The organism is Megasphaera sp. NM10 (assembly GCF_000417505.1).
Taxonomy (GTDB): domain Bacteria; phylum Bacillota; class Negativicutes; order Veillonellales; family Megasphaeraceae; genus Megasphaera; species Megasphaera intestinihominis.
This window is the reverse complement of sequence record NZ_APHY01000066.1, coordinates 16,496-42,539: the sequence shown is the minus strand read 5'-3', so window position 1 is coordinate 42,539 and position 26,044 is coordinate 16,496. Positions and strand designations below refer to the sequence as shown.

Genomic DNA, 26,044 nt, shown 5'->3' with positions numbered 1-26,044 from the left:
AGCATCAACTTCTTCTTGAAGAATGACGTCATTTACGATACGCTCAACAGATCCTGGCTGCCGGCGATGCCTATGGCCATGCACCGCTGCGCAAAGAAGACACGATCCAGGTCGAATACGTCAGTGCCAACCCGACAGGGCCGCTCCACGTCGGTCACGGCCGCGGCGCCGCTTATGGCAGTGCCCTGGTCAATCTCCTGCGGGCTGCGGGCTATAACGTCCAGGCCGAATACTACATCAACGACGCCGGCAACCAGATGAACAACCTGGCCGCTTCCGTCAATGCCCGCTACCTGGAACTGTTGGGCAAGCCGGCAGAAATCCCGGAAAACGGCTATCACGGCCACGACATCATCGAAACGGCCCAGGCCATCATCGACCAGGACGGTGACAAATACCTGGACATGCCTGAAGAAGAACGGCTGGAACTCTTCAAGGACCGGGCCTATGCCGAAAAGCTCAAGGCCCTCAAACGCGACCTGGCCCATTTCAACGTCCATTATGACAACTGGTTCAGCGAACGGACCCTCCATCCCGATGCCATCCAGGCAGCCTGCAAGGTCCTGGAAGAACGGGGTAAGATTTATGAAAAGGACGGCGCCCTGTGGCTGAAATCGACGGATTACGGCGACGACAAAGACCGCGTCGTCATCCGCGACAACGGCGTGCCGACTTATCTGGCTGCCGATATCGCTTATCATAAGAATAAATACGACCGGGGCTTCAAGAAGATGATCAATATCTGGGGCGCCGACCACCACGCTATGTAGCCCGTGTCAAAGCGGCCATGGCGGCCCTCGGCTATGACGTCAATCAGCTGGAAGTGCTCCTCTTGCAGATGGTCAGCCTCTTCCGCGACGGCAAACCGGTCAAGATGAGCAAGCGCACGGGCCAGGCCATTACGCTGAACGAACTCATCGAAGAAGTTGGTACCGATGCAGCCCGTTACTTCTTCATCATGCGTTCCCTGGATACGCAGCTCGATTTCGACCTGGACCTGGCAAAATCGCACAGCAACGAAAACCCGGTCTATTATATCCAGTACGCTCATGCCCGTATCTACAGCATTTACCGTCAGGCCAAGGAAGCCGGCGCCGACCTCAGCACGGACTGGTCCGACGTCAAATGGGATACGCTGACCAACGAATACGAACTGGAACTCATCAAGAAGATGGCCGCCTTCCCGGAAGAAGTCCAGCGTGCCGCCCGCGAACGGGCACCGCACCGCATTGCCCACTTCGTCCACGAACTGGCCGGTATGTTCCATACGTTCTACAACCACTGCCGCATCATCCAGGAAGACAAGAATCTGGAAAGAGCCCGTCTGGCCCTGGTCACGGCAGTCCGCATCACTATCGCCAACAGTTTGGCTATTTTAGGGGTTTCTGCTCCTGAAAAAATGTAATATAATAAAATAAAAGTTATTGATTGATTTTTGATTCGATGAGCAGAAGCTCAACAGGGAGGAAATATGGCTAAATACATCTTTGTCACAGGCGGCGTCGTTTCTTCGTTAGGGAAAGGCATTACAGCAGCATCGCTGGGCCGTTTGCTGAAGAACCGCGGCTACAAGGTCACGATCCAGAAGTTTGACCCCTATATCAATATCGACCCGGGCACGATGAGCCCGTACCAGCACGGCGAAGTCTTCGTCACCGACGATGGCACGGAAACGGACCTCGACCTCGGTCACTATGAACGCTTCATCGACATTAACCTCGGCAAGAACTCCAACGTCACGACCGGCAAGATCTACTGGTCGGTCCTGCAGAAAGAACGGCGCGGTGACTATTTGGGCCATACTGTCCAGGTCATCCCGCACATCACCAATGAAATCAAGAACCGCGTCTACCGCGTCGGCGACGATGACAATGCGGACATCGTCATCACCGAAATCGGCGGTACTGTCGGCGACATCGAAAGCCTGCCGTTCCTGGAAGCTATCCGCCAGATCAAGAAGGAAGTCGGCCGCAATGATGTCTTGTACATCCACGTCACACTCGTACCGTATATCGGCGCTGCTGGCGAACTGAAGACCAAACCGACCCAGCACAGCGTCAAGGAACTGCGCAGCATCGGCATCCAGCCGGACATCATCGTCTGCCGGACGGAACGCCCCTTGTCGGATGAAATGAAAGAAAAGCTGGCCCTGTTCTGCGACATCGACAAAGATGCCGTCATCGAAAACAAGACCTTGAACAGCATCTATGAAGTACCCCTCCTCTTGTCGGAAGAAGGGATGGACCGCATCGTCCTGGAAAAACTCGACCTGCCCAATCGTCCCTGCGATATGGAAGACTGGAAGAAAATGGTCCATGCCATTTACAATACGGAAAAGACCCTGGAAATCGCCTTGGTCGGTAAATACGTCGCCCTCCACGACGCCTACCTCAGCGTCGCTGAAGCTCTGAACCATGCTGGCATCGCCTATAAGACGAAAGTCAATATCCACTGGATCGATTCGGAAACTCTGGAAGACCCGAACCTCTCGATGGAAGAAGTCTTCAAAGGCATCGACGGCATTGTCGTTCCCGGCGGCTTCGGCAACCGCGGCGTCGAAGGCAAGATCCGTGCCGTCCAGTATGCCCGTGAAAACAACGTGCCTTACCTCGGCCTCTGCCTGGGTATGCAGTGCGCTGTCATGGAATTCGCCCGCCACGTCGTCGGCCTCGAAGGCGCTACGTCGTCGGAATTCCATGAAGATGCCAAATTCCCGGTCATCGACCTCATGCCCGACCAGGTCGACATCTCCGATAAAGGCGGCACCATGCGCCTCGGTCTCTATCCCTGCAAGCTGACCGAAGGTACGAAGGCCCATGAAGTCTATGGCACCAACCTCATTTACGAACGCCATCGCCATCGCTGGGAATTCAACAATAAATACCGCACGGAAATGGTCAACGCCGGCCTCGTCCTCTCGGGCACATCGCCGGACGACCGCCTGGTAGAAATCGTCGAACTCAAGGATCACCCCTGGTTTGTAGGCTGCCAGTTCCATCCGGAATTCAAATCCCGCCCGACCAAAGCCCATCCGTTATTCAAAGGCCTGATCAAAACGGCTTTAGAATTAAAAGGGGAATAATTAGTGGGGGCCGCCGCATGAAGGGTTCTGCCATCATGCCAGGCCCCTTTTAATTTATAGTTTGTAGTACGGAGTTTGTAGAAGATGGCTTTAAATTTAAAAAACTTCACTAAAAACTACAAACTGCAAACTTAATACTCCCAAAGGCGCTGTCATAAGACAGCGCCTTTTTCGCGTCTATGCGGCAGACACATATAGGATGCATATATATGTGATTTATTGAACGTATGGCAAGTTGTTCTAGAGCCGTCAAAATACGATAAAAGTTAGTTACGGCGACATGAAAAATAAACTATTTTTTGTTATTATGCATCCTTATAAAATAGGGTAAGAACGGCCTTTATACTATACAAAACAGGTGACGTATACGGAAATGTAACTACGTTATCTCTTTGTATCCGGACAATTTTTGACTTCTTTTTCCTGCGCCCGGCAGGTCATAAAAATAAGTTAAATGTGTAACTTTGCTCTGATTTTCACATTGAATAATATGCTACATAATGATATAATGTAAGCGATTGAAAGCATGATTCATGTTTTTATTATTTTTCATTATATAATAATGAGGTGATTTTTGATGTTGAATACCTTTAAAAGAGGTGGGGTCCATCCTGACGATGGCAAGATCTATGCAAAAGACAAAGCCATAGAAACCCCGGCAGTACCGGCTCAAGTCGTCATTCCCATGAGCCAGCACTTTGGTGCGCCTTGTACGCCGACCGTCAAAGTCGGTGACCTGGTCAAGAAAGGCCAGCTTATCGGGACGAGTGACGCATTCTTGCATGCCGACATCCATGCATCTACGTCCGGCAAAGTCATCAAAGTTGCGCCTATGCCGCACAACATGATGGTCAAATGCATGGCTGTCGTCATCGAAGCAGATGGCAAAGATGAATGGGCAGAAGGGATTCCCCAGGCTCACGACTGGAAACAGCTCGACAGCAAGGAAATCCTGGAACTCATCAAGAAAGCCGGCGTCGTCGGCTGCGGCGGTGCTACTTTCCCGGCTCATGTCAAATTGGCTCCGAACAAACCGGTCGATACGTTCATCGTCAACGGTGCCGAATGTGAACCGTATCTGACTTGTGACTATCGTGCCATGGTCGAAAAGGAAACGACGGACAAACTCGTCACGGGCGTCCAGATCTGCATGAAAGTCCTCGGCGTCAAGAAGGCTTTCATCGGCATTGAAGACAACAAACCGGAAGCCATCCAGAACCTGACCGAAGCTTTCAAAGATATTCCTGAAGTTACGGTTCTCGCTTGTAAGACGAAGTACCCCCAGGGTGCTGAAAAGATGATGATCGAAGCCTGCACAGGTCGTCAGGTCGAACCGGGCGGACTTCCTATGAACGTCGGCTGCGTCGTCAGCAACGTCGGTACGGTCATTGCCATCACCGATGCTGTCTGCCAGGGCATCCCCTTCATCGAACGCCTTACGACCGTTACCGGTGACTGCATCAAAGAACCGAAGAACCTCCGTCTCCGTATCGGTACGACTTTCCAGGAAGCCATCGACTACTGCGGCGGCTTCTCCAAACAGCCGGATCGCCTGATCGCCGGCGGCCCGATGATGGGTCTGGCCCAGTATCAGCTCGATGTGCCGATCACCAAAGGGGCTTCCGGTATTCTGGCTCTCTCTCCGGAAAAATGCCAGGTCGGCGAAGAATCTCCGTGCATCCGCTGCGGCCGTTGCGTAGAAGCATGTCCCATGGGCCTCATTCCGAGCCAGCTCAGCATCTTCTCGTCCTGTCAGGCATGGGATAAATGCATGGAATACGGCGTCATGAACTGTGTTGAATGTGGCAGCTGTGTCTATACCTGCCCGGCAAAACGTAACATTGTCCAGTATATCCGCAATGCGAAAGGCCAGTGCAAAGCTATCCAGCGCGTAGCGCAGGCTAAAGCTGAAGCACAGAAAGCCAAGAACTAATTGGAAGAAGGGATATCATGAGTCCAGAAGCTAAAGGACAAACAAATGGAAAGGATGCTAAAGACATGCAGGAATTTAAACTTACCGTAGCATCTTCACCGCATGTTCGCTGTAACGAAACCATTCCTAAGATCATGTGGAATGTCGTCGCCGCCCTTGTACCGGCTGCTGCGTTCGGCGTCTACTATTTCGGTGTCAATGCTCTCGTCAATATCATCGTCGCAATTGTCTCGGCAGTTGTATTTGAATTCTTATGGGAAAAACTGATGCACAAACGCGTCACCATCAAAGATGGTTCTGCCGTCATCACGGGCCTTCTCCTGGCTATGTGCTGCCCGCCGAGCCTTCCCTGGTGGATGAGCATCATCGGTTCCTTCCTGGCAATCGTCGTTTGTAAACAGGCCATGGGCGGCCTTGGCTACAACATCTTCAACCCGGCTCACGTCGGCCGTGCTGGTTTGATGGTTTCCTGGCCGATCGCCATGACGACCTGGACCCAGCTCAATGGGACCGTCATCGACGGTGTCGCTGGGGCTACACCGCTGAACGTCTTCAAACACGGCGGCGTAGATGCTCTCTTCAATCTCTTCGGTACTAACGATTGGGGCAGCATTTATCAGAGCTTATTCTTCGGGTTCCGCAACGGTTCCCTCGGTGAAACGTCGACAGTCCTCCTCATCCTCGGTGGTCTGTGGCTGATCTACAAAGGCTACATCAACTGGCAGGTTCCGGTCATCATGATCGCTACCGTCGGCGTCCTCATGGGTGCTTTCTATGGCGTCAACGTTGCAATCTTTGAAATGATGGCTGGCGGCCTCATCATCGGCGCCTTCTTCATGGCAACCGATATGGTCACGGCTCCGATTACCCTGAAAGGCCAGATGATCTTCGCATTGGGCTGCGGCCTGATTACGGTCCTCATCCGTACTCTCGGCGGTTATCCGGAAGGGGTTTGCTACTCCATCTTGCTCATGAATACCTTGACTCCGCTCATCGACCGTCTGGTCAAACCGACCGTCTTTGGCGCAGTAAAAAAGGGGGCTAAATAAAATGGCAGACAAAAACGAAAGCGGAATCTTCAAGGTTGCGATGAACCTTATCCTGACCTGCCTGGTTTCCGGCTGTATCATCGGCGTCGTCTATGCTGCTACCAGCAAGATTGCCTATGAAAAAGCTGAACAGATGAAACAGGATTCCATGAAATCCCTCGTTCCGCAGGCTGAAAAATTCGATCCCGTCCCTGGCGAAAAAGATACCTTCGTCGCTGAACAGGGCGGCAAGAAAGTGGCTTATATCATTCCGACGGCTCCGAAAGGTTACGGCGGCGCTATCAAGATGCTGACGGCTGTTTCCATGGATGGCACGGTTATGGACTACACGGTCCTCGAAGCCAACGAAACTCCGGGCCTCGGCGACAGAGGTGCTAAATCTCCGTTTAAAGATCAGTTCAAAGGCAAAAAACTGGAAAACTTGGAAGTCACCAAGAGTGCTAGCGAAAAGGATAAAATCCAGGCTATGACCGGTGCTACCATTTCTTCCCGTGCTTTCACTTTGGGCGTTAAACAGGCTGTTCAGAAAGCAGCAGAGTTAGGGGGTAAATAATAATGAATCTTTGGAAAGTATTTACTAGAGGCATTATTGAAGAAAACCCGTACTTCGTCCTGGCCTTGAGCCTGTGCCCGGGCCTTGCCGTTACGACAAGCATCGTCAATGGCCTGACCATGGGCTGCACAGTATGGTTCGTCATCACGGCTAACAATACGGTCGTTTCCATCATTCACAAGCTGATCAACAAAAAAGTCCGTATCCCTGTTTACATCACCTGTATCGCTACTATCGTAACGTGCGTACAGCTGTTCTTACAGGCTTTTGCTCCGGATCTGTACAAAGCCCTGGGCGTATACCTCGACCTGGTCGTCGTATTTGCTATCATCCTGGCTCGTGCTGAATCGGTTGCATCGAAAAACGGCGTCGTCGTTTCCTTCCTCGACGGCATGGGCATGGGCATTGGCTTCACCATTGCTATGTTCCTCATTTCCTTCGTCCGTGAAATCCTCGGCAACGGTACCTTCTTTGGTATCCCTGTCTTCGGTCCGTCCTATCAGCCGGCTCTGATCATGGCCTTGCCGCCTGGAGCCTTCATGCTCATCGGTTTCATCATGGCTGGTTTCAAAATCTGGAATGAACATGTTGAAAGACAGAGACAACTGAAAGGGAGTGAAGGATAATGGAATACTTTACGCTGTTCATCGGGGCTGTCTTGATTAACAACTTCGTATTGACCAAGTTCCTCGGTTTGTGTATCTTCTTCGGCGTTTCCAAGAACCTGAACGCCTCTGTCGGCATGGGCTTCGCCGTCACTGCCGTCATCACTATGAGTACTATCCTGGCATGGTGCCTGTACAACTTAGTCCTGGTACCGCTTCATTTGGAATTCCTGCGCACGATTTCCTTCGTTATCTTGATCGCAAGTTTCGTACAGTTACTGGAAATCGTCATCAAGAAAGAATCGCCGACCTTGTATAACATGTGGGGCATTTACCTCATGCTGATCGCTACGAACTGTATCGTCCTGTCCGTCCCGGTCATCAGTGTCACCAGCGGTTATAACTTCTTGGAAAACATCGTCTTCGCTGTTGGCGCAGGCCTCGGCTTCGCCGTAGCTCTGATCCTCATGGCAAGCTGCCGTGAAAAATTGGACTATGCCGCTGTTCCCCACGCTCTGAAAGGCACACCAATCGCTTTCATCGTCGCCGGTATGATGTCCCTGGCCTTCCTCGGCTTCTCCGGTATGATTTAAGGCAAAGGAGTGAATTAGATTATGTACGATTATACAACGATAGCTATGTATGCTGTCGGCGTCATGGTTTGCATCGGTATCGTCTTCGGCTTTATCCTTGCAAGTGCTGATAAGAAATTTGCCATGGAAGAAAATCCGCTCATCGGCGAAGTAAAAGAAGCACTTCCTCAGGGCCAGTGCGGTGCCTGCGGTTTCGCCGGCTGTGCAAAATATGCGGAAGCCGTCGTCCTCGACCCGAACGTTCCGCCTAACCTCTGTGTTCCTGGTAAAGCTGAAGTCGCTGCTGTCGTCGCTAAGTTGACAGGCAAAGTCGCTGAAGCTACGGAACCGAAATACGCTCACATCAAATGCCGCGGCGGCAATGGCATTGCCAAACTGGCTTATGAATACAAAGGTGTTCATGACTGCGCGGCTGCTAAGATCGTCCAGCAGGGCCCGAAATTCTGTAAATTCGGCTGTCTCGGCTTCGGCAACTGCACGCGTGCCTGCCCGTTCGGTGCTATGAGCATGGGCGAAAATGGCCTGCCTGTCGTCAACAAGACGCTCTGCACAGGCTGCGGTAAATGCGCTTCTGTCTGCCCGAACCACGTCATCGAACTCCTGCCGATCAGTGCCAAAGTCAGCATCAGCTGCAGCTCCAAAGATTTCGGCGCTCCGGCTATGAAGAACTGCAAGGCCCTGTGCCTCGGCTGCGGTTCCTGCATGCGTAACTGCTCGCATCAGGAAGAAGGGGCTATCAAGATCATCGACCATCTGGCCGTCGTCAACCAGGACATCTGCCATACCTGTGACAATGCTACCTGCCTGACCAAGTGCCCGACTGGTGCCATCAACGAAATGATCAAAGGCTCTTTCAAGAAAGAAGAAAACGTAGGTTAATACATGGATAAGAAACGGTATGTATGGGTTCTTCTCACCATGGCGTTCCTCATCATCCTTAGTTGCTCCGGATGCAGTCTGCATCCGGAGTCTTCTTTTGATAGGAGCGGTGTCGCCATGGATACGACGGTCTCCCTGCGGGCGTCCGGGAAAGAAGCCAAAGAAGCAGTCGATGAAGGCTTTGAACGCCTGAATCAGCTGGACAAACTGGCAGGACAGAATGAAGACAGCGACGTAAGCCGTATCAATGCCGCTGCCGGCAAAGCATACGTCCAGGTCGACCCGGCCATTTATGAAATGATTGAATACGCCAAGGATTATTCGGCCAAGAGCCAGGGCGAATGGGACATTACCGTTGGCGTCATGACCAATTTATGGCGCATCGGCAACGACGACCAGCACGTGCCGTCAGCCGATGAGATTTCCCAGGCCCTGATGAAGGTCAACTATAAGGACATCCTCCTGCGGCCGGAAGACCACAGCGTCATGCTGGCTAAACCGGGCATGGCCATCGACCTGGGCGGCGTGGCCAAAGGCTATGCTGTCGATGAAATCCGCAAGATTTATGAAAAACACCACATCGAAAGCGGCCTCATCAACCTCGGCGCCAGCTCGATGTATGCCGTCGGCAAGACGACCAAGGGCAAGCCCTGGCGCATTGGTATCAAACATCCCCGCTCTGACGACGACAAGAGCTTCCTGGGCATCGTATCCATCGAGAACCAGGCCCTGTCCACATCAGGCGACTATGAACGCTATTTCATCCAGGATGGCGTCCGCTACCACCATATCTTCGACCCCCGCACGGGCTATCCCGCCCGGTCCGGCGTCATGAGCGACTCTGTCGTCATCGACGGTTCCGTACCTCATGCAGGCATGCTCAGCGACATGATGACGACTATCGTCTTCGTCCTGGGACCGCAGAAGGGGATGGAACTGGCAAGCAGCATGGAAGGCGTCAACTGTGAAATCACAGGCAGCGACAATGCCGTCTACATGACCCAGGGCTTTGCCGATAATTTCTCTGACTTGAATAGTGATTTCCATCTTTCCGATTCGGAATAAACCAGTCTCCATAGAAGCAAAAAGTATAACAGAAAAAAAATTAATATCTTTAAGTCTATTTACTTTTTCATTCGTTTGTAAGATAATAGATATGTAAATTTTAGAAATTATGGAGGGTAGTATCTACATATGGATCATATCGATGACAAAATTTTAACGATACTCAAACACAATGGCAAAGCTTCGGCTACGGAAATCAGCAAGGTCGTCGGCCTGTCCATTCCGGCTGTTGCCGAACGCATCCGCAAGATGGAACACAACGGCATCATCGAAGGCTACGGTGCCAAAATCAGCCGCCGCAAGACCGGTTACAACGTGACGGCTTTCATCATGGTCAATCTCGAACGCTCTGGCGATGTCGAAGAATTCCGCTCGAAAATCGTCCAGTACCCGGAAGTCCTGGAATGTCACCACGTCGTCGGCGCCTTTGACTACTTGCTCAAAGTGCTGGTCAAGACACCGGATGACCTGGAACACTTCCTCATGCAGGTATTGAACGAAATCCCGACGGTCGCCTCGTCCCAGACCTTCATGTGCCTGTCGACACTGAAGGAAGAATGGAATGTGTAAAGAGCGTCGTGCCTCGTAGTTCGTAGGGGATGCCCCAAGGGCGTCACGCAGACATTGACGAACCGCTAACAACTAACCAGAACGGGCCGCCCTTTGGGACGGCCCCTACGATAAAAAGGCTTGCCGCTACGCGGCAAGCCTTTTTACTATCCTTTTATTATCTTCCGTCGAGGCTGATGATGCGTACCTCGAAGGGGATATCTTTGCCGCTCTGTGCGAGGGCTCTTTTGGCAGCCATTTCCAGACCGCCGCAGCACGGGACTTCCATGCGGACCAGGGTGACGTCGTGGATGTCGTTCTGACGGAGGATTTCTGTCAATTTTTCGGCATAGTCGATGTCGTCGAGTTTAGGGCAGCCGATGAGGGTGATGCGGCCCTTGATGAAATCTTCGTGGAAGCGGGCGTAGGCATAAGCCGTACAGTCGGCCGCGATGAGCAGGCTGGCACCGTTGAAATAAGGCGTATGGGGTGGTACGAGCTTGAGCTGGACCGGCCACTGGCTCAGGCGGGAGATGGACGGCCCGGCAGGAACGTCGTCAGCCCTTTTCTGCGTTTCGCCGAGGCTGCGGGCCTGGCTGCCGGGACAGCGGCCGGTGTAGGTCCGTCCCTGGGCGGCCATGTGCTGTTTCACGGCTTCTTCATCATAGGCAGCGGCTTCGCGTTCGACAAAGGTGATGGCATCCGTCGGGCAATGGGGCAGGCAGTCGCCCAGGCCGTCGCAGTAGTCATCGCGCATGAGGCGGGCCTTGCCGTCGACCATGGCGATAGCCCCTTCGTGACAGGCCGTGGCGCAGGCGCCGCAGCCATTGCATTTTTTCGAATCAATCTGTATAATTTTACGTATCATAATTTCCTCCATCGTGGTATATGCATCAAACTGGTTTGGGACCTTTATGGTCTAAGTATAGTCGATGGAGCAAAAATAAGCTGTTGTTTTTCCAACTATCATCTTTTTTTTGGAGGTCTTTCCATGGAACAATATCTTTCCCTCATTGAAACGTCGCCGCTCTTCCACGGCGTCGCCGAAGCCGATGTCCTGCCGCTCTTGCAGCGCTTGAAGGTACGCAAGAAAAAATATGAGAAAGGGGAATTCCTCTTTTATTCCGGCGATGCCGTCCCCTATATCGGACTGGTCCTGGAAGGGGCGGTCCACATCATCCAGGAAGATTACTGGGGGAACCGCAATATCCTGTCCCAGATCCCGGCAGGCTTCTTTTTCGGCGAAGCCTTTGCCTGTCTGCCTGACGCGCCGGCGACGGTCGACGTCGTCGCCGCCTCGGATGCGGTCATCATGCAGGTCTATGTCGGCAACATCCTCCATGCCGGTCAGGTCCTGACGCCGGACCAGGCTCGTTTTACAGGCAATCTCCTGGCTCTGATGGCCGAAAAGAACCGCCTCCTTACGGAAAAGATACGCTACCTGACCCAGCGCTCGACGCGCCAGAAAATCATGCTCTACCTGTCCGACATGGCCCGGAAAAAAGGGAAGGCCACCTTCGTCCTGCCTTTCAACCGCCAGCAGATGGCCGACTTCCTCTCCGTCGACCGCAGCGCCTTATCGGCCGAACTGAGCAAGATGAAAAAAGAAGGCCTCATCGATTACCACAAGGACAAATTCACCTTGCGGCAGGAACATTAAGGAAATCGGCGGGCCGCCAGCTAAGCTGTCCATTCTGGCAGCTACCCTATCGGTACCTGGTGGGCCAGAAAGGCTTTCAGGACGGCTCTTACAAACCACGAGCCACGAGCCACTGCTAAAAAAGGCGCTGTCTTCATGCGACAGCGCCTTTTTTACTCGCTTTTAATGCAGATGGGGGAGGATGTGGCCCATTTTATTCTTTTTCGTTTCCAAGTAGAATTCGTCGAATTTCTGGGGTTTCATTTCGATGGGGACGCGTTCTACGATTTCGACGCCGAAGCCTTCGAGGCCGTAGACTTTTTCCGGGTTGTTCGTGAGCAGGCGGATTTCTTTAGCGCCCATGTCCTGGAGAATCTGGGCACCGATCCAGTATTCGCGAAGGTCCGGAGCGAAACCGAGTTTTTCGTTGGCTTCGACTGTATCGTAGCCCTGTTCCTGGAGGACATAGGCTTTGAGTTTATTGATGAGGCCGATGCCACGGCCTTCCTGGCGCATGTAGAGGAGAATGCCCCGGCCTTCGGCGTTGATCTGTGTCAGGGCAGCGGCCAGCTGTTCACCGCAGTCACAGCGGCGGGAGCCGAAGACGTCGCCTGTAAGGCATTCAGAATGGACGCGGCACAAGAGGTTCTTGCCGTCGCCGATTTCGCCTTTGACCAGAGCGACGTGATGTTCGCCCGTCAGGTCGTTGATGTAGCCGTAGATCTTGAAATCGCCGTATTTCGTCGGCATCTTGGCGACGGCTTCGCGGATGACGTGTTTGTCATGGCGGCGGCAGTAGTTCTGGAGATCGTGGATGGTGATGAATTTCAGGCCGTATTCGTCGGCGATTTTCCAGAGGTCCGGCGTGCGCATCATCGTGCCGTCGTCTGCCATGATTTCGCAGCACAGGCCGACCTGTTTGAGTCCGGCCAGGCGCATGAGGTCGACCGTGGCTTCCGTGTGGCCGTTGCGGGTCAGGACGCCGCCGCGTTTGGCGACGAGGGGGAAGTTGTGGCCAGGACGGCGGAAGTCTTCGGGACGGGCCGATTCTTCAGCGCATTTGCGGGCCGTCAGGGCGCGTTCGACAGCCGAGATGCCCGTCGTCGTGTCGACGTGGTCGATGGAAACAGTGAAGGCCGTTTCGTGGTTATCTGTATTTTCGCTGACCATCTGGGGCAGGCCGAGCTTATGGGCATATTCGATGTTCATGGGCATGCAGATCAGGCCCTTGCCGTGGCTGGCCATGAAGTTCATGTTTTCTGTCGTGCAGTACTGGGCGGCGCAGATGAAGTCGCCTTCGTTTTCGCGGTCCGGGTCATCGGTGACGATGATGACGTGGCCGGCCTGTAATTCTTCCAATGCTTCTTCGATAGTGTTGAATTTACGTTTTTCTGTAGTCAAAATAAAGACCTCCTTAAAGTCTGTATTGTCCATAGTTGGTGGTACTCAAAAAGCCCTGGCGATGAGGCACAGGGCTTTGACATGCAAGGAAAGGCACGCTGCAGAAACAGCACGCCACATCTTCTTCCATCCAGACTATACTGTCGGTTTTGGAATCGCACCAAATCACGAGCCAATGGCTCCTACGCCGTAGCGTTCGCGGACTATACCGCCGATCGGGAATTTCACCCTGCCCTGAAGATATACGTTTTATTCAGTTCTGTTATGTATTATACACGGTAACTTTCATTTTTGCAAGTTAGTCGACGTCGAAGATTTTCCCCGGGTTGAGGATGTCGTTCGGGTCGAGGGCTTTCTTGATGGCCTTCATCATTTCCAGTTCGCCGGGATCGGTGAATTCTTCCATCAAATGCTTGCGCTTGTAGCCGATGCCGTGTTCGCCGGACAGGCGGCCGCCGTGGGCATAAATGAATTTGTACAGTTCCTGCTGGTTGGCCTTGACCCGCTGGTCCCAGTCTTCATAGGTGGCATCTTCATTCTTGAGGATGTTCAAGTGAATGTTGCCGTCGCCGGCGTGGCTGGCGATACGTGTGACCAGGTTGTATTTCTTGGCCAGGCGCAGGATTTCGTCGAGGAGGGCCGCTTCCTGGTCGACAGGGACGACGACGTCTTCTTTGCAGACGATGAGGCTTTCGGCGCGGACGGCTTCGGCAAAGGCCTTGCGGGCCTGCCAGATCTTATTGTGGTCAGCGACGAGGACTGACGACGCGCCGTTTTCCGTGCAGACTTCGTCGAGGATGACGGCCTTGTCGTCCAGGTCGTCTTCGCTGGTCCCTTCGACTTCGACGATGACGTAGTTGCCGTTGTCGCTGCCCTGGAGATTTTCATTGAGGTATTTTTCGACGGACTTGATGGTGATGTTGTCCATGAATTCGACGCACGTCGCGTGATGCCGGCCTTGATGATTTTGGTGACGACGCCCATGGCCTGGCGGCGGTCGTCGAAGATGGCCAGCAGGTCGAGGGCGTACTTCGGCTTGGGCAGGAGCTTCAGCGTCGCCTTGGTGATGATGCCCAGGGTCCCTTCGGAGCCGATGACCAGCTGGTCCAGGGAATAGCCTGTCGACTGTTTCTGCAGGCGCGCGCCGAGGTTGACGATGCGCCCTGTCGGGTTGACGACTTCCACGCTGTAGACCTGGTGGCGCGTCGTCCCGTATTTGACGGCCCGGTTGCCGCCGGCGTTGGTGGCGATGTTGCCGCCGATGAAGCACGAGTCGCCGCTGCACGGATCGCCGGCGTAGAAGAGACCTTTCTTTTCGGCCGCTTCCTGCAGGTCCGACGTGCGTACACCTGGTTCGACGACGGCATAGAGGCCGTCTTCATTGATTTCCAGTATCTTGTTCATCTTTTCCAGCGACAAGACGATGCCGCCGTATTCCGGGACGGCGCCGCAGGCCAGACCCGTGCCGGCCCCGCGGGGGACGACAGGGAAGTGGCAGGCATTGGCCAGCTTGATGATGGCGCTGACCTGCTGGGCTGTTTCGGCAAAGACGACGGCTTCGGGCATGTGATGGTAAGCCGGGTCGGTCACTTCGTCATGGGAATAAGGCTGCATGGCGTCGGCGTCGGTGACGACGTCTTTCGGGCCGACGATGGCCTTTAATTTTTCCAGGATTTCTGTCGTTATTTTTTCATAGTGCATACGTGTTCCCCCTCGGATAAGATACAAAATGTCGTGCCTCTATTATATATAACTGCCGCCCATTTTAAAAGGAATTTTACAAAAAAACTTTATCTTGCCAGCAAAGCACGGTATACTATAGGGTAAGACTTTTTCAGTCTCTTGTTCTTAGAAAGGGTGATTGGGTGGAAACCAAGCAGTATCGCCAGCCTCGGCGCCGAAAGAAGCGCCGCAAGGTCCCCCGGAAGCGCCGTACAGGGCTGCTCATCCGGCTCCGGCAGATGAGCTGGTATAATCTTATTCTCGTGGCCATCATCGTCGCCGGCTTCTATCTCATCGGCGTCCGCCTCTACAGGCTGTGGGAAATCCATGACGACATGAACCGGACCCTGCAGCAGGAACAGACCTTGCGGGACGAAAATCTTCGCCTTCGCGAACGGCGTGACAAGCTGAATGATCCCGATGAAATCGCCCGGGAAGCGCGCGAACAGTTCGGCCTGGCCAAGCCCGATGAAATTCCCTATAAGCCGTGATTCCCTATATTTTGTATTTTGATGATTGAATTTTTTGGCATTTATGAGTATAATGGCTTTATACGTTTAGCAGTAATGCTGATATTACAAGGAGGAAATCAAAACAGCATGACAATCGAAGTAGGCAGTGTGATGGAAGGTACCGTTACAGGAATCACAAAATTTGGCGCATTCGTAGAGCTTCCGGATAAGAAGGTAGGTCTTGTACATATTTCTGAAGTCGCTAATGAGTATGTCAAAGATGTAAATGATTTTTTGAAAGTTCGAGACAAGGTCAACGTCAAAGTGTTGTCTGTAGACGATAAGGGAAAAATTGCCCTGTCTATCAAACAGACCCAACCGGCGCCGGAAAAGAAAGAATTCCGTCCGAAACGCGATTTTCGGCAGAAACATGAATTCCGCCAGCATAACGGCTTTGATTCGCGCCGTTCGTCGGGCTCGCTGTCTTTTGAAGACCGGCTCAGCAAATTCCTGAAGGAAAGCGATGAACGCCTGATGGATTTGAAGCGCAATACGGAATCGAAACGCGGCGGCCGCGGTGCGCGCCATGCTGATTGAGTGCGTATTGAATAGCGGAAGGTAAAAAAGAAGGGCGCTGTTGCACAAAGACAGCGCCTTTTTACGTTTACAGGAAGGAGCAGATATGGAGTATCAGAAGTATGCAGTCATCGACATCGGCTCCAACTCCCTGCGACTCATGACGGGCTGGCAGGAAGTCCCGGGCACGTGGATCTTTTCGCCGAAAGAACTGGCGACGACGCGGCTGGGGAAAGATATCGATGAAACACACCATTTGTCACCGGCAGGGATGGAAGCGTCCTTTGCGGCCATGGAAGGCTGGAAAGAACAGCTGACAGGCGTACCGGTCTGTGCCGTCGCCACCAGTGCCGTCCGCGAAGCTATCGACGGCCAGGCCTTCCTGGCAGAAGTGCGGGCCCGTTTCGGCTGGCACTGCCGGGCCATTTCGGGCCTGGAAGAAGCGTCGCTCAGCTTCACTGGAGCTACGGCCTCGCTCAGCCCCGATGTGACGGCAGCCGTCATCGACATCGGCGGCGGCAGCAGTGAAGTCGCCGTCGGCCGCGGCGGTGACCTGTGCTGGTCCCACAGCTACCCCATGGGGGCTGTGCGCTTTACGCGGGGCGAAGTTATGAGCCATCAGGCCGTCGCCCATCTGGAAAACCGCTGCTATCAGGAATGGCTGCCCATGCAGGTCCAGCCGGACCTGCTCATCGGCGTCGGCGGGACGCTGACGACGCTGGCGGCCATGGACTTGCAGCTGGCCGTCTACGATGCAGAGAAAGTCGAAGGCCATCGCGTTTCCTATGATGCCCTGTGCGGCCATATCGAACGCCTCCGGGCCATGACGCCGGAAGAACGGCGCCACGTACCGGGCCTGCAGCCCAAGCGCAGCGACATCATCGTCGCCGGCCTGCTCATTGCCAAGTCCTTTCTCCAGCGCTATCACATCCCGGCCATCACCGTCAGCGAACGGGATCTCATGGAAGGCGTCTTTTTCCGCCATTCCTTCCATGATGCGGCCTGGAACTCCCGGGACCGCCAGTCGTGAACCTTGTCGACCGCGTAGACGCTTACGGCAGGCAGCACGGCCTGTGGCAGCCGGGGAGGGCCCTGGTCGTCGCCTGCTCCGGCGGGCCCGATTCGCTGGCTCTGCTGGATATACTGAGCCGCCTGGCCCCGTTATATAGGCTGACCTTGACGGCCTGCTACGTCCACCACGGCATCCGCCGGGCGGCCGATGAAGAAGTCAGCCTGGTACGGCGCGAAGCCGTGCGCCGCCATTGCGGTTTTGCCTGGCAGTACGTCGACGTGCCGGCCCTGGCCCGGCGGGAAAAGGCGTCGGAAGAAGCCGTAGGCCGGCGCGAACGCTACCGCATCCTGCGGGAAACGGCCCGGGCCTGCGGGGCCGAACGCATTGCCGTGGCCCATCACGCCGATGATCAGGCCGAAACGGTATTGCTCCATCTCCTGCGCGGCAGCGGCCTCGACGGCCTCTGCGGCATGGCGCCCAGGCGGGGCGACATCATCCGGCCGCTGCTTATGGTGACCAAGGCGGAGCTGGCAGCCTATGCCGCGGCCCGGGACCTTCCGGTCTGTCACGACGAAACCAATGACAGCCGGCGCTACAGCCGCAACCGGATACGCCTGGACCTGCTGCCGCAGCTGCAGGCTTATAACCCGGCCATTACGGCGGACCTGAACCGCCTGGCCGATATCGTCAGGGCCGACGAAGCCTTTCTGGACGACGCTGCCGAAACACTCTATGGGCAGCTCGTCCTTCCCGAAGACGTACCGGCTTTAGACAAGAAGCGCTTGCTGGCCCAGCCGCTGGCTATGCAGCGGCGCCTCATCCGCCGCTTGTGGCAGGAGGCGACGGGCTCTCGTCAGGACCTGCCTTTTCATTATGTTGAAACGATACGGGACCTGGCCGCCAAAGGAGCTGGAAAACAGTTCCAGTGCGGCCGGGCCTGTGCTTATACGACCCGGACAGCCCTCTGCCTGGGTCCTGCCGTTCCCCGCAGGGGACGGCAGGGGTAATTCACTTTTTCACGGAGGAAAACAAGATGCATCAGGATATCAAAGAAATTTTATTTACAGAAGAACAGATTGCTGCCCGCGTCCGCGAACTGGGTGCGCAGATTACTAAAGATTATGCCGGCAAGACCATCCTCATGTGCGGCATCCTCAAAGGGGCCGTCACCTTTTTCACCGACCTGGCCCGCTGCATCGACGGCCCGGTCTACTTCGATTTCATGAGCTGCTCCAGCTACGGTTCGTCGACGACGTCGTCAGGTGTCCTCAAGATCCGCAAGGACCTAGATAACGACGTCAAGGATAAAGATGTCCTCATCGTCGAAGACATCATCGACACGGGCGTCACCTTGAGCCATCTCGTCCCCATGCTCCAGGAACGGGGTGCCCGCTCGGTCAAATTGGCAACCCTCCTCAGCAAGCCGGCCCGCCGCCAGGTCGAAGTCCCTGTCGATTACAACGGCTTTGAAATCCCCGATGCCTTCGTCGTCGGCTATGGCCTCGACTACGACAGCCGCTACCGCAACCTGCCGTACATTGGCATTTTGAAAGAAGAAGTATATTCCAAGTAGTTGTTACTTTAGAAGAAGTGTGGTAATATAAGACTGTATTGGTTGGAATAAAAAAGCATTATCATAAACTAAGTGAAAGGAGCCATATTTTGAGTAAATTTGTGCGGAATGTAAGTTTATACTTACTCATCATCATCGTCGCCGTATCGATCATAGATGCCTTTACCAGCAGTAAGACAGATAAATCGGAAATTTCTTACACGAATTTCATGAGTCAGGTGCAGCAGAAAAAAGTCGATGCCGTCCAGATCACAGCCGACCACGCTATCGTCGGACAGCTGAAAGACGGAACCTCTTTTACTTCTTATGCCCCGACCGATTCGGCACTCTTGCCGGCACTGCGCGATGCTGATGTCAACATCATCGCCAAACCGCCCGAACAGCCTTCGTGGTGGATGAACATGCTGACAGCAGTCCTGCCAATCCTGGTCCTCATTGCCATCTGGTTCTTCATCATGCAGCAGACCCAAGGCGGCGGCGGCCGGGTCATGAACTTTGGCAAGAGCCATGCCAAGATGCACGGGGAAGGTAAGATCAAGGTTACCTTTAAAGACGTTGCTGGTGAAGACGAAGCGAAGGAGGAATTGGCGGAAATCGTCGAATTCCTGCGCAACCCCAGCAAGTATAATGCCATTGGCGCCAAGATACCCAAAGGGGTGCTCCTCTTCGGCCCTCCGGGGACCGGCAAGACCCTCCTGGCTCGTGCCGTAGCCGGCGAAGCCGGTGTCCCCTTCTTCAGCATCAGCGGTTCCGACTTCGTCGAAATGTTCGTCGGCGTCGGTGCCTCCCGTGTCCGTGATTTGTTCACACAGGCCAAGAAGAACGCGCCCTGCATCGTCTTCATCGACGAAATCGATGCCGTCGGCCGCCAGCGCGGTGCTGGCCTTGGCGGCGGTCATGACGAACGGGAACAGACATTGAACCAGCTCCTGGTCGAAATGGATGGCTTCGGTTCCAACGAAGGCATCATCACCATCGCTGCGACCAACCGTCCGGATATCCTCGACCCGGCGCTTCTCCGTCCGGGCCGTTTCGACCGGCAGATCACCGTCGACCGGCCGGACCTGCGCGGCCGCCGGGCTATCCTCGACGTCCACGCCAAAGGCAAGCCCCTTGGCAAGGATGTCGACCTCGACGTCATCGCCAAGAAGACGCCGGGCTTCACCGGTGCCGACTTGGGCAACCTGCTCAATGAAGCAGCCCTCCTGGCTGCCCGGGCTAATAAGAAAGTCATCAACATGGCTGAACTGGAAGAAGCCAGCGAAAAAGTCTGCTTCGGTCCGGAACGCCGCAGCCATGTCATCAGCGATAAGGAAAAGCGCCTGACGGCAGTCCACGAATCGGGCCACGCCCTCATCGCCTATCTCCTGCCTGATGCCGACCCGGTCCACAAGGTCACCATCATCCCCCGCGGCCGGGCTGGCGGCTATACCATGATGCTGCCGGAAGAAGACCGGTCGTATGAAACGAAGTCGTACTACCTGGCCCAGATCCGCGTCGCCCTCGGTGGCCGGGCTGCTGAAGAAATCGTTTTCAACGAAATCAGCAGCGGCGCTTCCGGTGACCTTCAGAGCGTCACCCGTATCGCCCGCCAGATGATCACCCGCCTGGGCATGAGCCCGAAACTGGGCCCCATGGTCTTTGGCGAACAGCAGGACCAGGTCTTCCTCGGCAAGAGCCTGGGTCACGAACGCAACTACAGCGAAAGCGTAGCCGAACTCATCGACAAGGAAATGCACGACACCGTATCGGAAGCCTATGCCGACGTGCTCCACATGTTGCGGGAACAACTGGATACGCTGAAAAATATGGCCAATGCCCTGATGGAAGTCGAAACGATCAATCATCAGCAAGTCGATAACCTGGTCAAATACGGCACCTTGGAAGGGCCGCAGGACGCTAAAAAAGAAGCTGCTGAAACACCGGCAGAAACGGCAGAAGCCGAAACACCGGACACAGCAGCCGTTTCCGAAGCCGCTCCGACAGTCAAGGAAGAAGCACCTGCACCGGCAGCTCCCAAAGCCGAACAGACAGAAGTACAGATCAGCCCCTGGGGAAACCCTGTCCCCAAAGGCGGCCTGACCACAGGCCTGACCGATAAGGACGAAGAAGAAAAAAAGGCTGACGAAGAAAAATAGAGAGTGAAAAAAGGCGCTGTCGCATGAAGACAGCGCCTTTTTGAGTATTAAGTTTGCAGTTTGTAGTAGGGGTCGCCGCGTGGGCGACCCGCCTGGGATTTGGTGGTGCTCTCCACGAGCCACTAACCCTAACCTCCCCTTGACAGGGTTATCGTTTATGTTACAATTTCTACATAGAATAGGTGAGTTATGCGCTAGGGAGTAGCGCTTTTTTTTGAATGGATGCTGCCAGGGGCAGCGGCAGAGGTGATTGCTATGAGACAAGACATTCTCGATTTTTTGATACAGCACAAGGACGAATTCGTATCGGGCCAGCAGATTTCTGAGCAGCTCGGGATTTCCCGGACGGCCGTATGGAAGCATATCCGCGTCCTCAAACAGCGGGGCTATGTCATCGAGTCGTATACCAAGAAAGGGTATTGTCTGCGCGAAGCGCCGGAACTGCTGTCGGAACAGGCTATCGAAGAAGGGCTTTCGACGAAAGTCGTGGGACGTCATATCGTCTACCGGGAACGCGTCGATTCGACGAATAATGTCGCCAAGAAGCTGGCCGATGAAGGCGCCCCGGAAGGGACCATCGTCGTCGCCGAAGAACAGACCGGAGGCCGGGGACGCATTAACCGCTCGTTCTTGTCGCCTTTTGCCAAGGGCGTCTGGTTCTCCCTGATCCTGCGGCCTAACATCCCGCCTATGGAAGTCTCCAAGATGACCCTCCTGGCTGCCGTCGCCGTGGCCCGGGCCATCCGCCATCACGGCCTGACGGACTGCGGCATCAAGTGGCCTAATGACATCCTGGTCAAGGGCCGCAAGATGGTGGGCATCCTGACCGAACTAAACGGTTCGGCGGAAAAGGTCAATTACATCATCATGGGTATCGGGGTCAATACGGGTATCACCGCTGAGGACCTGCCTAAGGATTTGCAGTCCATCGTCACCAGTTTTGCCCGCGAAGGCGTCCGCGTCAGCCGGCTGGCCCTGCTGGAAACGCTGCTGAAGGAAATCGAAGGGCTGTACCAGACCGTCTGCCGTGACGGTTTCGCCCCAGTCCTGGCCGAATGGCGGGCCCTGTCCTGCATGTTGGGCCAGGACGTAACGGTCACATCCATCGACAAGACCTTTTCCGGCAAAGCCGTCGATATCGATGAGAACGGCAATCTCCTCGTCGCGACGCCAGAAGGCGTGGAAGTCGTCATGGCAGGGGATATTCATGTCCGTCCGGCTTAATTTAGCCGTAAAGACTATTCAAGACAGGCAAACTCTGTTATTATAATAGGCGTATTATCAACTTAAAGTAGGCAGGAGATAAAGTTATGCTATTAGTCATTGATGTAGGGAATACAAATATTGTCCTGGGCATTTTCAAGGGAAAAGAGCTCATGGACCACTGGCGCGTATCGACGAACCGCCTCCGGACGACCGATGAATACGGCGTCCTCATTCGCAACCTCTTTTATTTGAACGGCGTCAACTCCGATGAAATCGATGCCATCATCATTTCGTCGGTCGTACCGCCGGTCATGCCCACGCTGGAACGCATGTGCCAGCGCTATTTCGGCCTGACGCCGCTGGTCATCGGACCGGGTGTCAAGACGGGCATGGACATCAAATACGACAATCCCCGTGAAGTCGGTGCCGACCGCATCGTCAACGCCGTCGCAGCGTATGAAAAATTCGGCGGCCCGGTCATCATCATCGACTTCGGCACGGCGACGACCTTCTGTGCTGTCGACAAGAAAGGGACGTACCTCGGTGGCGCCATCTGCCCGGGCATCGGCATCTCTACGGACGCCCTGGTCCAGCGCACGGCGAAACTGCCGCGTATCGAAGTCGTCCGCACGGATAAGGTCATCTGCCGCAATACCGTCGAAAGTATGCAGGCCGGCGTCTTCTATGGCTTCGTCGGCCAAGTCGACGGCATCGTCGCCCGTATGCGCAAGGAACTGGGCTGTAAGGCTAAAGTCGTCGCTACGGGCGGCCTGGCCGTCATCGTCGCTCCGGCTACGGATGCCATCGACGTCGTCGAACCCATGCTGACCCTGGAAGGGTTGAGAATCATTTATGACCGCAACCGTTAAGCCCTTTGCCATCGGCAAGGTCGAGCTCGATGCCCCGGTCATCCTGGCCCCTATGGCCGGCGTCTGTGATGCGCCGTACCGGGTCATCGCCCACCGCTATGGGGCGGCCCTGGTCTGCGCGGAAATGGTCAGTTCCCAGGGTATCCGCTACCGCAACCAGCATACAGAAGAACTGCTGCACATCGAAGACGGGGAACACCCCCTGTCCATGCAGATTTTCGGCTCGGACCCGGACGTCATGGCCCAGGCAGCGGCCGTCGTCGAAGAAGCCGGTGCCGATATCGTCGATATCAATATGGGCTGTCCCGTCAAGAAAGTCGTCAAGAACGGCGACGGCTCGGCCTTGATGAAGAACCTGCCCCTGGCAGAGAAAGTCATCCGTGCCGTCGTCGGCGCCGTGTCCATCCCGGTCACGGTCAAGATGCGCACCGGCTGGGATGACGCCTCTTTTACGGCGCCGGAACTGGCCAAACGGGCTGAAGCGGCTGGTGCCGCTGCCGTCACCGTCCACGGACGGACGCGGGAACAGTTCTATAGCGGCAAGGCGGACTGGCAGAAAATCAAGGCCGTCGTCGATGCCGTATCCATCCCGGTCATCGGCAACGGCGACGTCGTCGACGGCCCGTCGGCGGCAGCCCTGATGGAACAGACCGGCTGCGGTGCCGTCATGGTCGGCCGCGGCGCTCAGGGCAATCCCTGGATTTTCCCGCAGATACGCCATTATTTGGCGACGGGCGAAGTCCTGCCGCCGCCGACGGCCATGGAACGTTATGAACAGATGCTGTCCCATTTTGAAGCCCTGCTGGCCTATAAAGGTGAATACATCGGCGTCCGGGAGATGCGCTCCCACGCCTCGTGGTATACCCACGGCCTCTATGGCTCGGCGGCCCTGCGCGAACGCATCAACCGGGCCGGTTCGGCTGACGAATTCCGAGCCATCGTCCGCGACATGATGGACAAGGCGCGCCGGGCAGGGACATAGCTGTTTTATTGACACAAGGGACGGATGTGCATATAATTAAGAGTACGGTATAAATTAAAGATATGATATTGAAACGTGATTATATCGCAGGAGGAGCAGGAATATCATGACCAACGAAACGCTGATTACCCAGGAAGGGTTACAGAAATTAAAAGATGAATTGAATGAACTGAAATCGGTCCGCCGCATTGAAATTTCTCAGCGCATCAAAGAAGCTATCGCCCTCGGTGACTTGAGCGAAAACGCCGAATACGATGCCGCCAAGAATGAACAGGGCATCATCGAAGGCCGTATTGCCGAATTGGAAGCCAAGATCCGCACGGCTAAGATCATCAAGGAAACCGATGATGGCTCGGATAAAGTCCGCCTCGGTTCCAAAGTCATCCTGGAAGATGCCGAAACGGGGGACCGCTTCGATTACACCGTCGTCGGTACGGCAGAAGCCGATCCGTTCAACGGCCGCATTTCCAATGAATCTCCTGTAGGGAAAGCCATCCTCGGCCAGGTCATCGATGCTGCCAATCCGGCTATCGTTACCGTCAAAGCACCGGCAGGTGAAATCAAATACCGCATCTTGCCGCCTGATGCAGAATAAATCCTAGGAGGAATATCATGTCGGACACGAAAGAAAAAGAAACGCCCATTATTGAAGAAGAAAAATTGAATGACCAAATGAAGGTCCGCCGCGAAAAGATGCAGGAATTCATCGACGCCGGCGTCTATCCCTTCGGTCAGAAATACAACTGGGATCATCATGCACAGGAAGTCAAAGATGACGCCGTTGAACTGGAAAAGAATGAAACCGTCGTCAGCGTCGCCGGCCGCCTCATGGCCATCCGCCGCCACGGCAAGACTGCATTCTGCGTCCTCCGCGACTTGAGCGGCGAAATCCAGCTCTATTTCCGCAAAGACGTACTCGGTGAAGAATCGTACAATTTATTCAAGCTCCTCGATATCGGTGATATCGTCGGCGTCGAAGGGACAGTCTTCGTCACCCATACGGGCGAAACGACGATTCGCGTCGAAAAATGGACCCTCTTGTCCAAATCGCTCCGTCCGCTGCCGGAAAAATTCCATGGCCTGACCGATAAGGAAACGCGGTATCGCCAGCGCTACCTCGACCTCATCGTCAATCCGGAAGTCAAAGACACATTCATCAAACGGTCGAAGATCATCAAGGGCATCCGCAAATACCTCGATGACCGCCACTTCCTGGAAGTCGAAACGCCGATGCTCCATACCATCGCCGGCGGCGCTGCAGCCCGTCCGTTCAAGACCCATCACAACGCCCTCGATATGGACATCTACCTGCGTATCGCACCGGAACTCCACCTCAAACGCCTCCTCGTCGGCGGCTTGGAACGGGTCTATGAAATGAACCGCTGCTTCCGCAACGAAGGCATCGATACACGGCATAACCCGGAATTCACGACGGTCGAATTGTACCAGGCTTATGGCGACTTGGAAGACGTCATCAACATTACGGAAGACATGGTCTCCAAACTGGCAGAAATGCTCTATGGCACGATGAAATTGACCTATATCGACAAGGAAATCGACCTCACGCCGCCGTGGGACCGCATGACCATGATCGAAGCCGTCAAGAAATTCAGCGGTGCTGACTTTGAAGGCATTACCGATGTCGAAACGGCCCGCAAGATGGCTGACGAACACGACGTTGAATACGGCCAGTACGATGGCGTCGGCAAGATCATCAACGCTTTCTTTGAAAAATTCGTCGAAGAAAACCTCATCCAGCCGACGATCATCACCGGTCATCCCCTGGAAATCTCGCCGCTCACCAAACAGGACCGGGACAATCCGCTCTTGACCTATCGTTTTGAAGCCTTCATCTATGGCCGCGAACTGGCCAATGGCTTCTCGGAATTGAATGATCCCATCGACCAGCGCAACCGCTTCATCGAACAGATGAAGGAACGGGAACGCGGCGATGACGAAGCGCATCAGATGGACGAAGACTACTGCCGCGCACTGGAATATGGCCTGCCTCCGACAGGCGGCCTGGGCATCGGCATTGACCGACTGGTCATGTTCCTGACCAACAGCCCGTCTATCCGCGACGTTCTCCTCTTCCCGTTGAGCCGCCCGGAACAGCATAAATAAGATAAGGACGGTTCCATGAAGGTTTCTGCCATCATGCACGAT

The 26,044-nt window shown here is 54.7% G+C and carries 23 protein-coding genes, 2 pseudogenes and 1 riboswitch; of the genes and pseudogenes, 22 read left to right on the top strand and 3 right to left on the bottom strand.

Annotated elements, in window-relative coordinates; all coding sequences use genetic code 11:
* From argS to NM10_RS10255, 10 genes and pseudogenes are all read left to right on the top strand, one after another.
* Window positions 1–1,405: pseudogene (argS, locus tag NM10_RS10300) on the top strand (arginine--tRNA ligase); the annotation flags it as partial.
* Between the two features lie 66 nt (window positions 1,406–1,471).
* Window positions 1,472–3,082: a CTP synthase gene (locus tag NM10_RS10295; protein WP_020311515.1), complete on the top strand. Its 1,611-nt coding sequence runs from the start codon at window positions 1,472–1,474 to the stop codon at window positions 3,080–3,082.
* A gap of 577 nt (window positions 3,083–3,659) precedes the next feature.
* Window positions 3,660–5,015 (top strand): electron transport complex subunit RsxC, encoded by a 1,356-nt coding sequence (gene rsxC / locus NM10_RS10290; protein WP_020311514.1) that lies wholly within the window; start codon window positions 3,660–3,662, stop codon window positions 5,013–5,015.
* Window positions 5,016–5,032: 17 nt separating this feature from the next.
* The gene (locus NM10_RS10285; protein ID WP_036201110.1) at window positions 5,033–6,064 is read left to right on the top strand and encodes an RnfABCDGE type electron transport complex subunit D; all 1,032 of its coding nucleotides are present in this window, start codon (window positions 5,033–5,035) and stop codon (window positions 6,062–6,064) included.
* 1 nt (window position 6,065) lies between these two features.
* On the top strand, window positions 6,066–6,617 hold the full coding sequence (locus tag NM10_RS10280) for an RnfABCDGE type electron transport complex subunit G (protein WP_020311512.1): 552 nt from the start codon (window positions 6,066–6,068) through the stop codon (window positions 6,615–6,617).
* A gap of 2 nt (window positions 6,618–6,619) precedes the next feature.
* Window positions 6,620–7,243: an electron transport complex subunit RsxE gene (gene rsxE / locus NM10_RS10275; protein ID WP_020311511.1), complete on the top strand. Its 624-nt coding sequence runs from the start codon at window positions 6,620–6,622 to the stop codon at window positions 7,241–7,243.
* Window positions 7,243–7,815 carry an electron transport complex protein RnfA gene (locus tag NM10_RS10270; protein ID WP_020311510.1) on the top strand — a complete coding sequence of 191 codons (573 nt, stop codon included), beginning with the start codon at window positions 7,243–7,245 and terminating at the stop codon, window positions 7,813–7,815. The genes rsxE and NM10_RS10270 overlap by 1 nt, the downstream gene beginning before the upstream one ends.
* A 21-nt stretch (window positions 7,816–7,836) precedes the next feature.
* Window positions 7,837–8,694, top strand: coding sequence for an RnfABCDGE type electron transport complex subunit B (gene rnfB, locus NM10_RS10265; RefSeq protein WP_020311509.1), 858 nt, complete (start codon window positions 7,837–7,839; stop codon window positions 8,692–8,694).
* A gap of 117 nt (window positions 8,695–8,811) precedes the next feature.
* Window positions 8,812–9,759: an FAD:protein FMN transferase gene (locus NM10_RS10260; protein ID WP_020311508.1), complete on the top strand. Its 948-nt coding sequence runs from the start codon at window positions 8,812–8,814 to the stop codon at window positions 9,757–9,759.
* Between the two features lie 129 nt (window positions 9,760–9,888).
* Complete coding sequence (locus tag NM10_RS10255; protein ID WP_014015117.1) at window positions 9,889–10,329, top strand: Lrp/AsnC family transcriptional regulator; 441 nt, start codon at window positions 9,889–9,891, stop codon at window positions 10,327–10,329.
* A gap of 157 nt (window positions 10,330–10,486) precedes the next feature.
* Here the strand turns inward: NM10_RS10255 and NM10_RS10250 are convergent, their stop codons facing one another.
* The gene (locus tag NM10_RS10250) at window positions 10,487–11,176 is read right to left on the bottom strand and encodes an ATP-binding protein (protein WP_020311507.1); all 690 of its coding nucleotides are present in this window, start codon (window positions 11,174–11,176) and stop codon (window positions 10,487–10,489) included.
* Between the two features lie 123 nt (window positions 11,177–11,299).
* On the opposite strand from NM10_RS10250, the gene NM10_RS10245 reads away from it, so the two are divergent.
* Window positions 11,300–11,968, top strand: a complete 669-nt coding sequence (locus NM10_RS10245) for a Crp/Fnr family transcriptional regulator (RefSeq protein WP_020311506.1) — start codon at window positions 11,300–11,302, stop codon at window positions 11,966–11,968.
* Window positions 11,969–12,130: 162 nt separating this feature from the next.
* Here NM10_RS10245 and NM10_RS10240 read toward each other — a convergent pair whose 3' ends face one another.
* Complete coding sequence (locus NM10_RS10240) at window positions 12,131–13,348, bottom strand: bifunctional 3,4-dihydroxy-2-butanone-4-phosphate synthase/GTP cyclohydrolase II (protein WP_020311505.1); 1,218 nt, start codon at window positions 13,346–13,348, stop codon at window positions 12,131–12,133.
* Window positions 13,349–13,462: 114 nt separating this feature from the next.
* A riboswitch (FMN riboswitch) is annotated at window positions 13,463–13,594 on the bottom strand.
* A 52-nt stretch (window positions 13,595–13,646) separates the two neighbouring features.
* Window positions 13,647–15,049 (bottom strand): annotated as a pseudogene (locus NM10_RS10235) (FAD-binding oxidoreductase).
* A 164-nt stretch (window positions 15,050–15,213) separates the two neighbouring features.
* On the opposite strand from NM10_RS10235, the gene NM10_RS10230 reads away from it, so the two are divergent.
* The 11 genes from NM10_RS10230 (at window position 15,214) to lysS (ending at window position 26,002) form a co-directional block, all read left to right on the top strand.
* Window positions 15,214–15,561, top strand: coding sequence for an FtsB family cell division protein (locus NM10_RS10230; RefSeq protein WP_020311504.1), 348 nt, complete (start codon window positions 15,214–15,216; stop codon window positions 15,559–15,561).
* A gap of 108 nt (window positions 15,562–15,669) precedes the next feature.
* Window positions 15,670–16,119, top strand: coding sequence for a S1 domain-containing RNA-binding protein (locus NM10_RS10225; protein WP_014015111.1), 450 nt, complete (start codon window positions 15,670–15,672; stop codon window positions 16,117–16,119).
* Between the two features lie 85 nt (window positions 16,120–16,204).
* Window positions 16,205–17,128 (top strand): Ppx/GppA phosphatase family protein, encoded by a 924-nt coding sequence (locus tag NM10_RS10220; protein ID WP_020311503.1) that lies wholly within the window; start codon window positions 16,205–16,207, stop codon window positions 17,126–17,128.
* Window positions 17,125–18,117, top strand: a complete 993-nt coding sequence (tilS, locus tag NM10_RS10215) for a tRNA lysidine(34) synthetase TilS (RefSeq protein ID WP_020311502.1) — start codon at window positions 17,125–17,127, stop codon at window positions 18,115–18,117. Before NM10_RS10220 ends, tilS begins: the two co-directional genes overlap by 4 nt.
* A gap of 26 nt (window positions 18,118–18,143) precedes the next feature.
* On the top strand, window positions 18,144–18,683 hold the full coding sequence (hpt, locus tag NM10_RS10210) for a hypoxanthine phosphoribosyltransferase (protein WP_020311501.1): 540 nt from the start codon (window positions 18,144–18,146) through the stop codon (window positions 18,681–18,683).
* Between the two features lie 89 nt (window positions 18,684–18,772).
* Window positions 18,773–20,821 carry an ATP-dependent zinc metalloprotease FtsH gene (gene ftsH / locus NM10_RS10205; protein ID WP_036201101.1) on the top strand — a complete coding sequence of 683 codons (2,049 nt, stop codon included), beginning with the start codon at window positions 18,773–18,775 and terminating at the stop codon, window positions 20,819–20,821.
* Window positions 20,822–21,076: 255 nt separating this feature from the next.
* Window positions 21,077–22,045, top strand: a complete 969-nt coding sequence (locus tag NM10_RS10200; RefSeq protein WP_020311499.1) for a biotin--[acetyl-CoA-carboxylase] ligase — start codon at window positions 21,077–21,079, stop codon at window positions 22,043–22,045.
* Window positions 22,046–22,131: 86 nt separating this feature from the next.
* Window positions 22,132–22,896 carry a type III pantothenate kinase gene (locus NM10_RS10195; protein ID WP_020311498.1) on the top strand — a complete coding sequence of 255 codons (765 nt, stop codon included), beginning with the start codon at window positions 22,132–22,134 and terminating at the stop codon, window positions 22,894–22,896.
* The gene (gene dusB / locus NM10_RS10190) at window positions 22,880–23,878 is read left to right on the top strand and encodes a tRNA dihydrouridine synthase DusB (RefSeq protein ID WP_020311497.1); all 999 of its coding nucleotides are present in this window, start codon (window positions 22,880–22,882) and stop codon (window positions 23,876–23,878) included. The genes NM10_RS10195 and dusB overlap by 17 nt, the downstream gene beginning before the upstream one ends.
* Window positions 23,879–23,984: 106 nt before the next feature.
* Window positions 23,985–24,473 carry a transcription elongation factor GreA gene (gene greA / locus NM10_RS10185; RefSeq protein WP_020311496.1) on the top strand — a complete coding sequence of 163 codons (489 nt, stop codon included), beginning with the start codon at window positions 23,985–23,987 and terminating at the stop codon, window positions 24,471–24,473.
* Between the two features lie 17 nt (window positions 24,474–24,490).
* The gene (gene lysS, locus NM10_RS10180) at window positions 24,491–26,002 is read left to right on the top strand and encodes a lysine--tRNA ligase (RefSeq protein WP_020311495.1); all 1,512 of its coding nucleotides are present in this window, start codon (window positions 24,491–24,493) and stop codon (window positions 26,000–26,002) included.
* Window positions 26,003–26,044 lie beyond the last annotated feature (42 nt).

Coding starts and splice junctions, on each gene's coding strand:
- lysS (WP_020311495.1), top strand. CDS start 24,491: ATGTCGGACACGAAAGAAAAAGAAACGCCCATTATTGAAGAAGAAAAA.
- NM10_RS10295 (WP_020311515.1), top strand. CDS start 1,472: ATGGCTAAATACATCTTTGTCACAGGCGGCGTCGTTTCTTCGTTAGGG.
- NM10_RS10225 (WP_014015111.1), top strand. CDS start 15,670: ATGACAATCGAAGTAGGCAGTGTGATGGAAGGTACCGTTACAGGAATC.
- dusB (WP_020311497.1), top strand. CDS start 22,880: ATGACCGCAACCGTTAAGCCCTTTGCCATCGGCAAGGTCGAGCTCGAT.
- NM10_RS10250 (WP_020311507.1), bottom strand. CDS start 11,176: ATGATACGTAAAATTATACAGATTGATTCGAAAAAATGCAATGGCTGC.
- NM10_RS10270 (WP_020311510.1), top strand. CDS start 7,243: ATGGAATACTTTACGCTGTTCATCGGGGCTGTCTTGATTAACAACTTC.
- NM10_RS10195 (WP_020311498.1), top strand. CDS start 22,132: ATGCTATTAGTCATTGATGTAGGGAATACAAATATTGTCCTGGGCATT.
- NM10_RS10220 (WP_020311503.1), top strand. CDS start 16,205: ATGGAGTATCAGAAGTATGCAGTCATCGACATCGGCTCCAACTCCCTG.
- NM10_RS10280 (WP_020311512.1), top strand. CDS start 6,066: ATGGCAGACAAAAACGAAAGCGGAATCTTCAAGGTTGCGATGAACCTT.
- NM10_RS10255 (WP_014015117.1), top strand. CDS start 9,889: ATGGATCATATCGATGACAAAATTTTAACGATACTCAAACACAATGGC.
- NM10_RS10285 (WP_036201110.1), top strand. CDS start 5,033: ATGAGTCCAGAAGCTAAAGGACAAACAAATGGAAAGGATGCTAAAGAC.
- hpt (WP_020311501.1), top strand. CDS start 18,144: ATGCATCAGGATATCAAAGAAATTTTATTTACAGAAGAACAGATTGCT.
- NM10_RS10260 (WP_020311508.1), top strand. CDS start 8,812: ATGGATACGACGGTCTCCCTGCGGGCGTCCGGGAAAGAAGCCAAAGAA.
- rsxE (WP_020311511.1), top strand. CDS start 6,620: ATGAATCTTTGGAAAGTATTTACTAGAGGCATTATTGAAGAAAACCCG.
- rsxC (WP_020311514.1), top strand. CDS start 3,660: ATGTTGAATACCTTTAAAAGAGGTGGGGTCCATCCTGACGATGGCAAG.
- rnfB (WP_020311509.1), top strand. CDS start 7,837: ATGTACGATTATACAACGATAGCTATGTATGCTGTCGGCGTCATGGTT.
- NM10_RS10200 (WP_020311499.1), top strand. CDS start 21,077: ATGAGACAAGACATTCTCGATTTTTTGATACAGCACAAGGACGAATTC.
- NM10_RS10245 (WP_020311506.1), top strand. CDS start 11,300: ATGGAACAATATCTTTCCCTCATTGAAACGTCGCCGCTCTTCCACGGC.
- greA (WP_020311496.1), top strand. CDS start 23,985: ATGACCAACGAAACGCTGATTACCCAGGAAGGGTTACAGAAATTAAAA.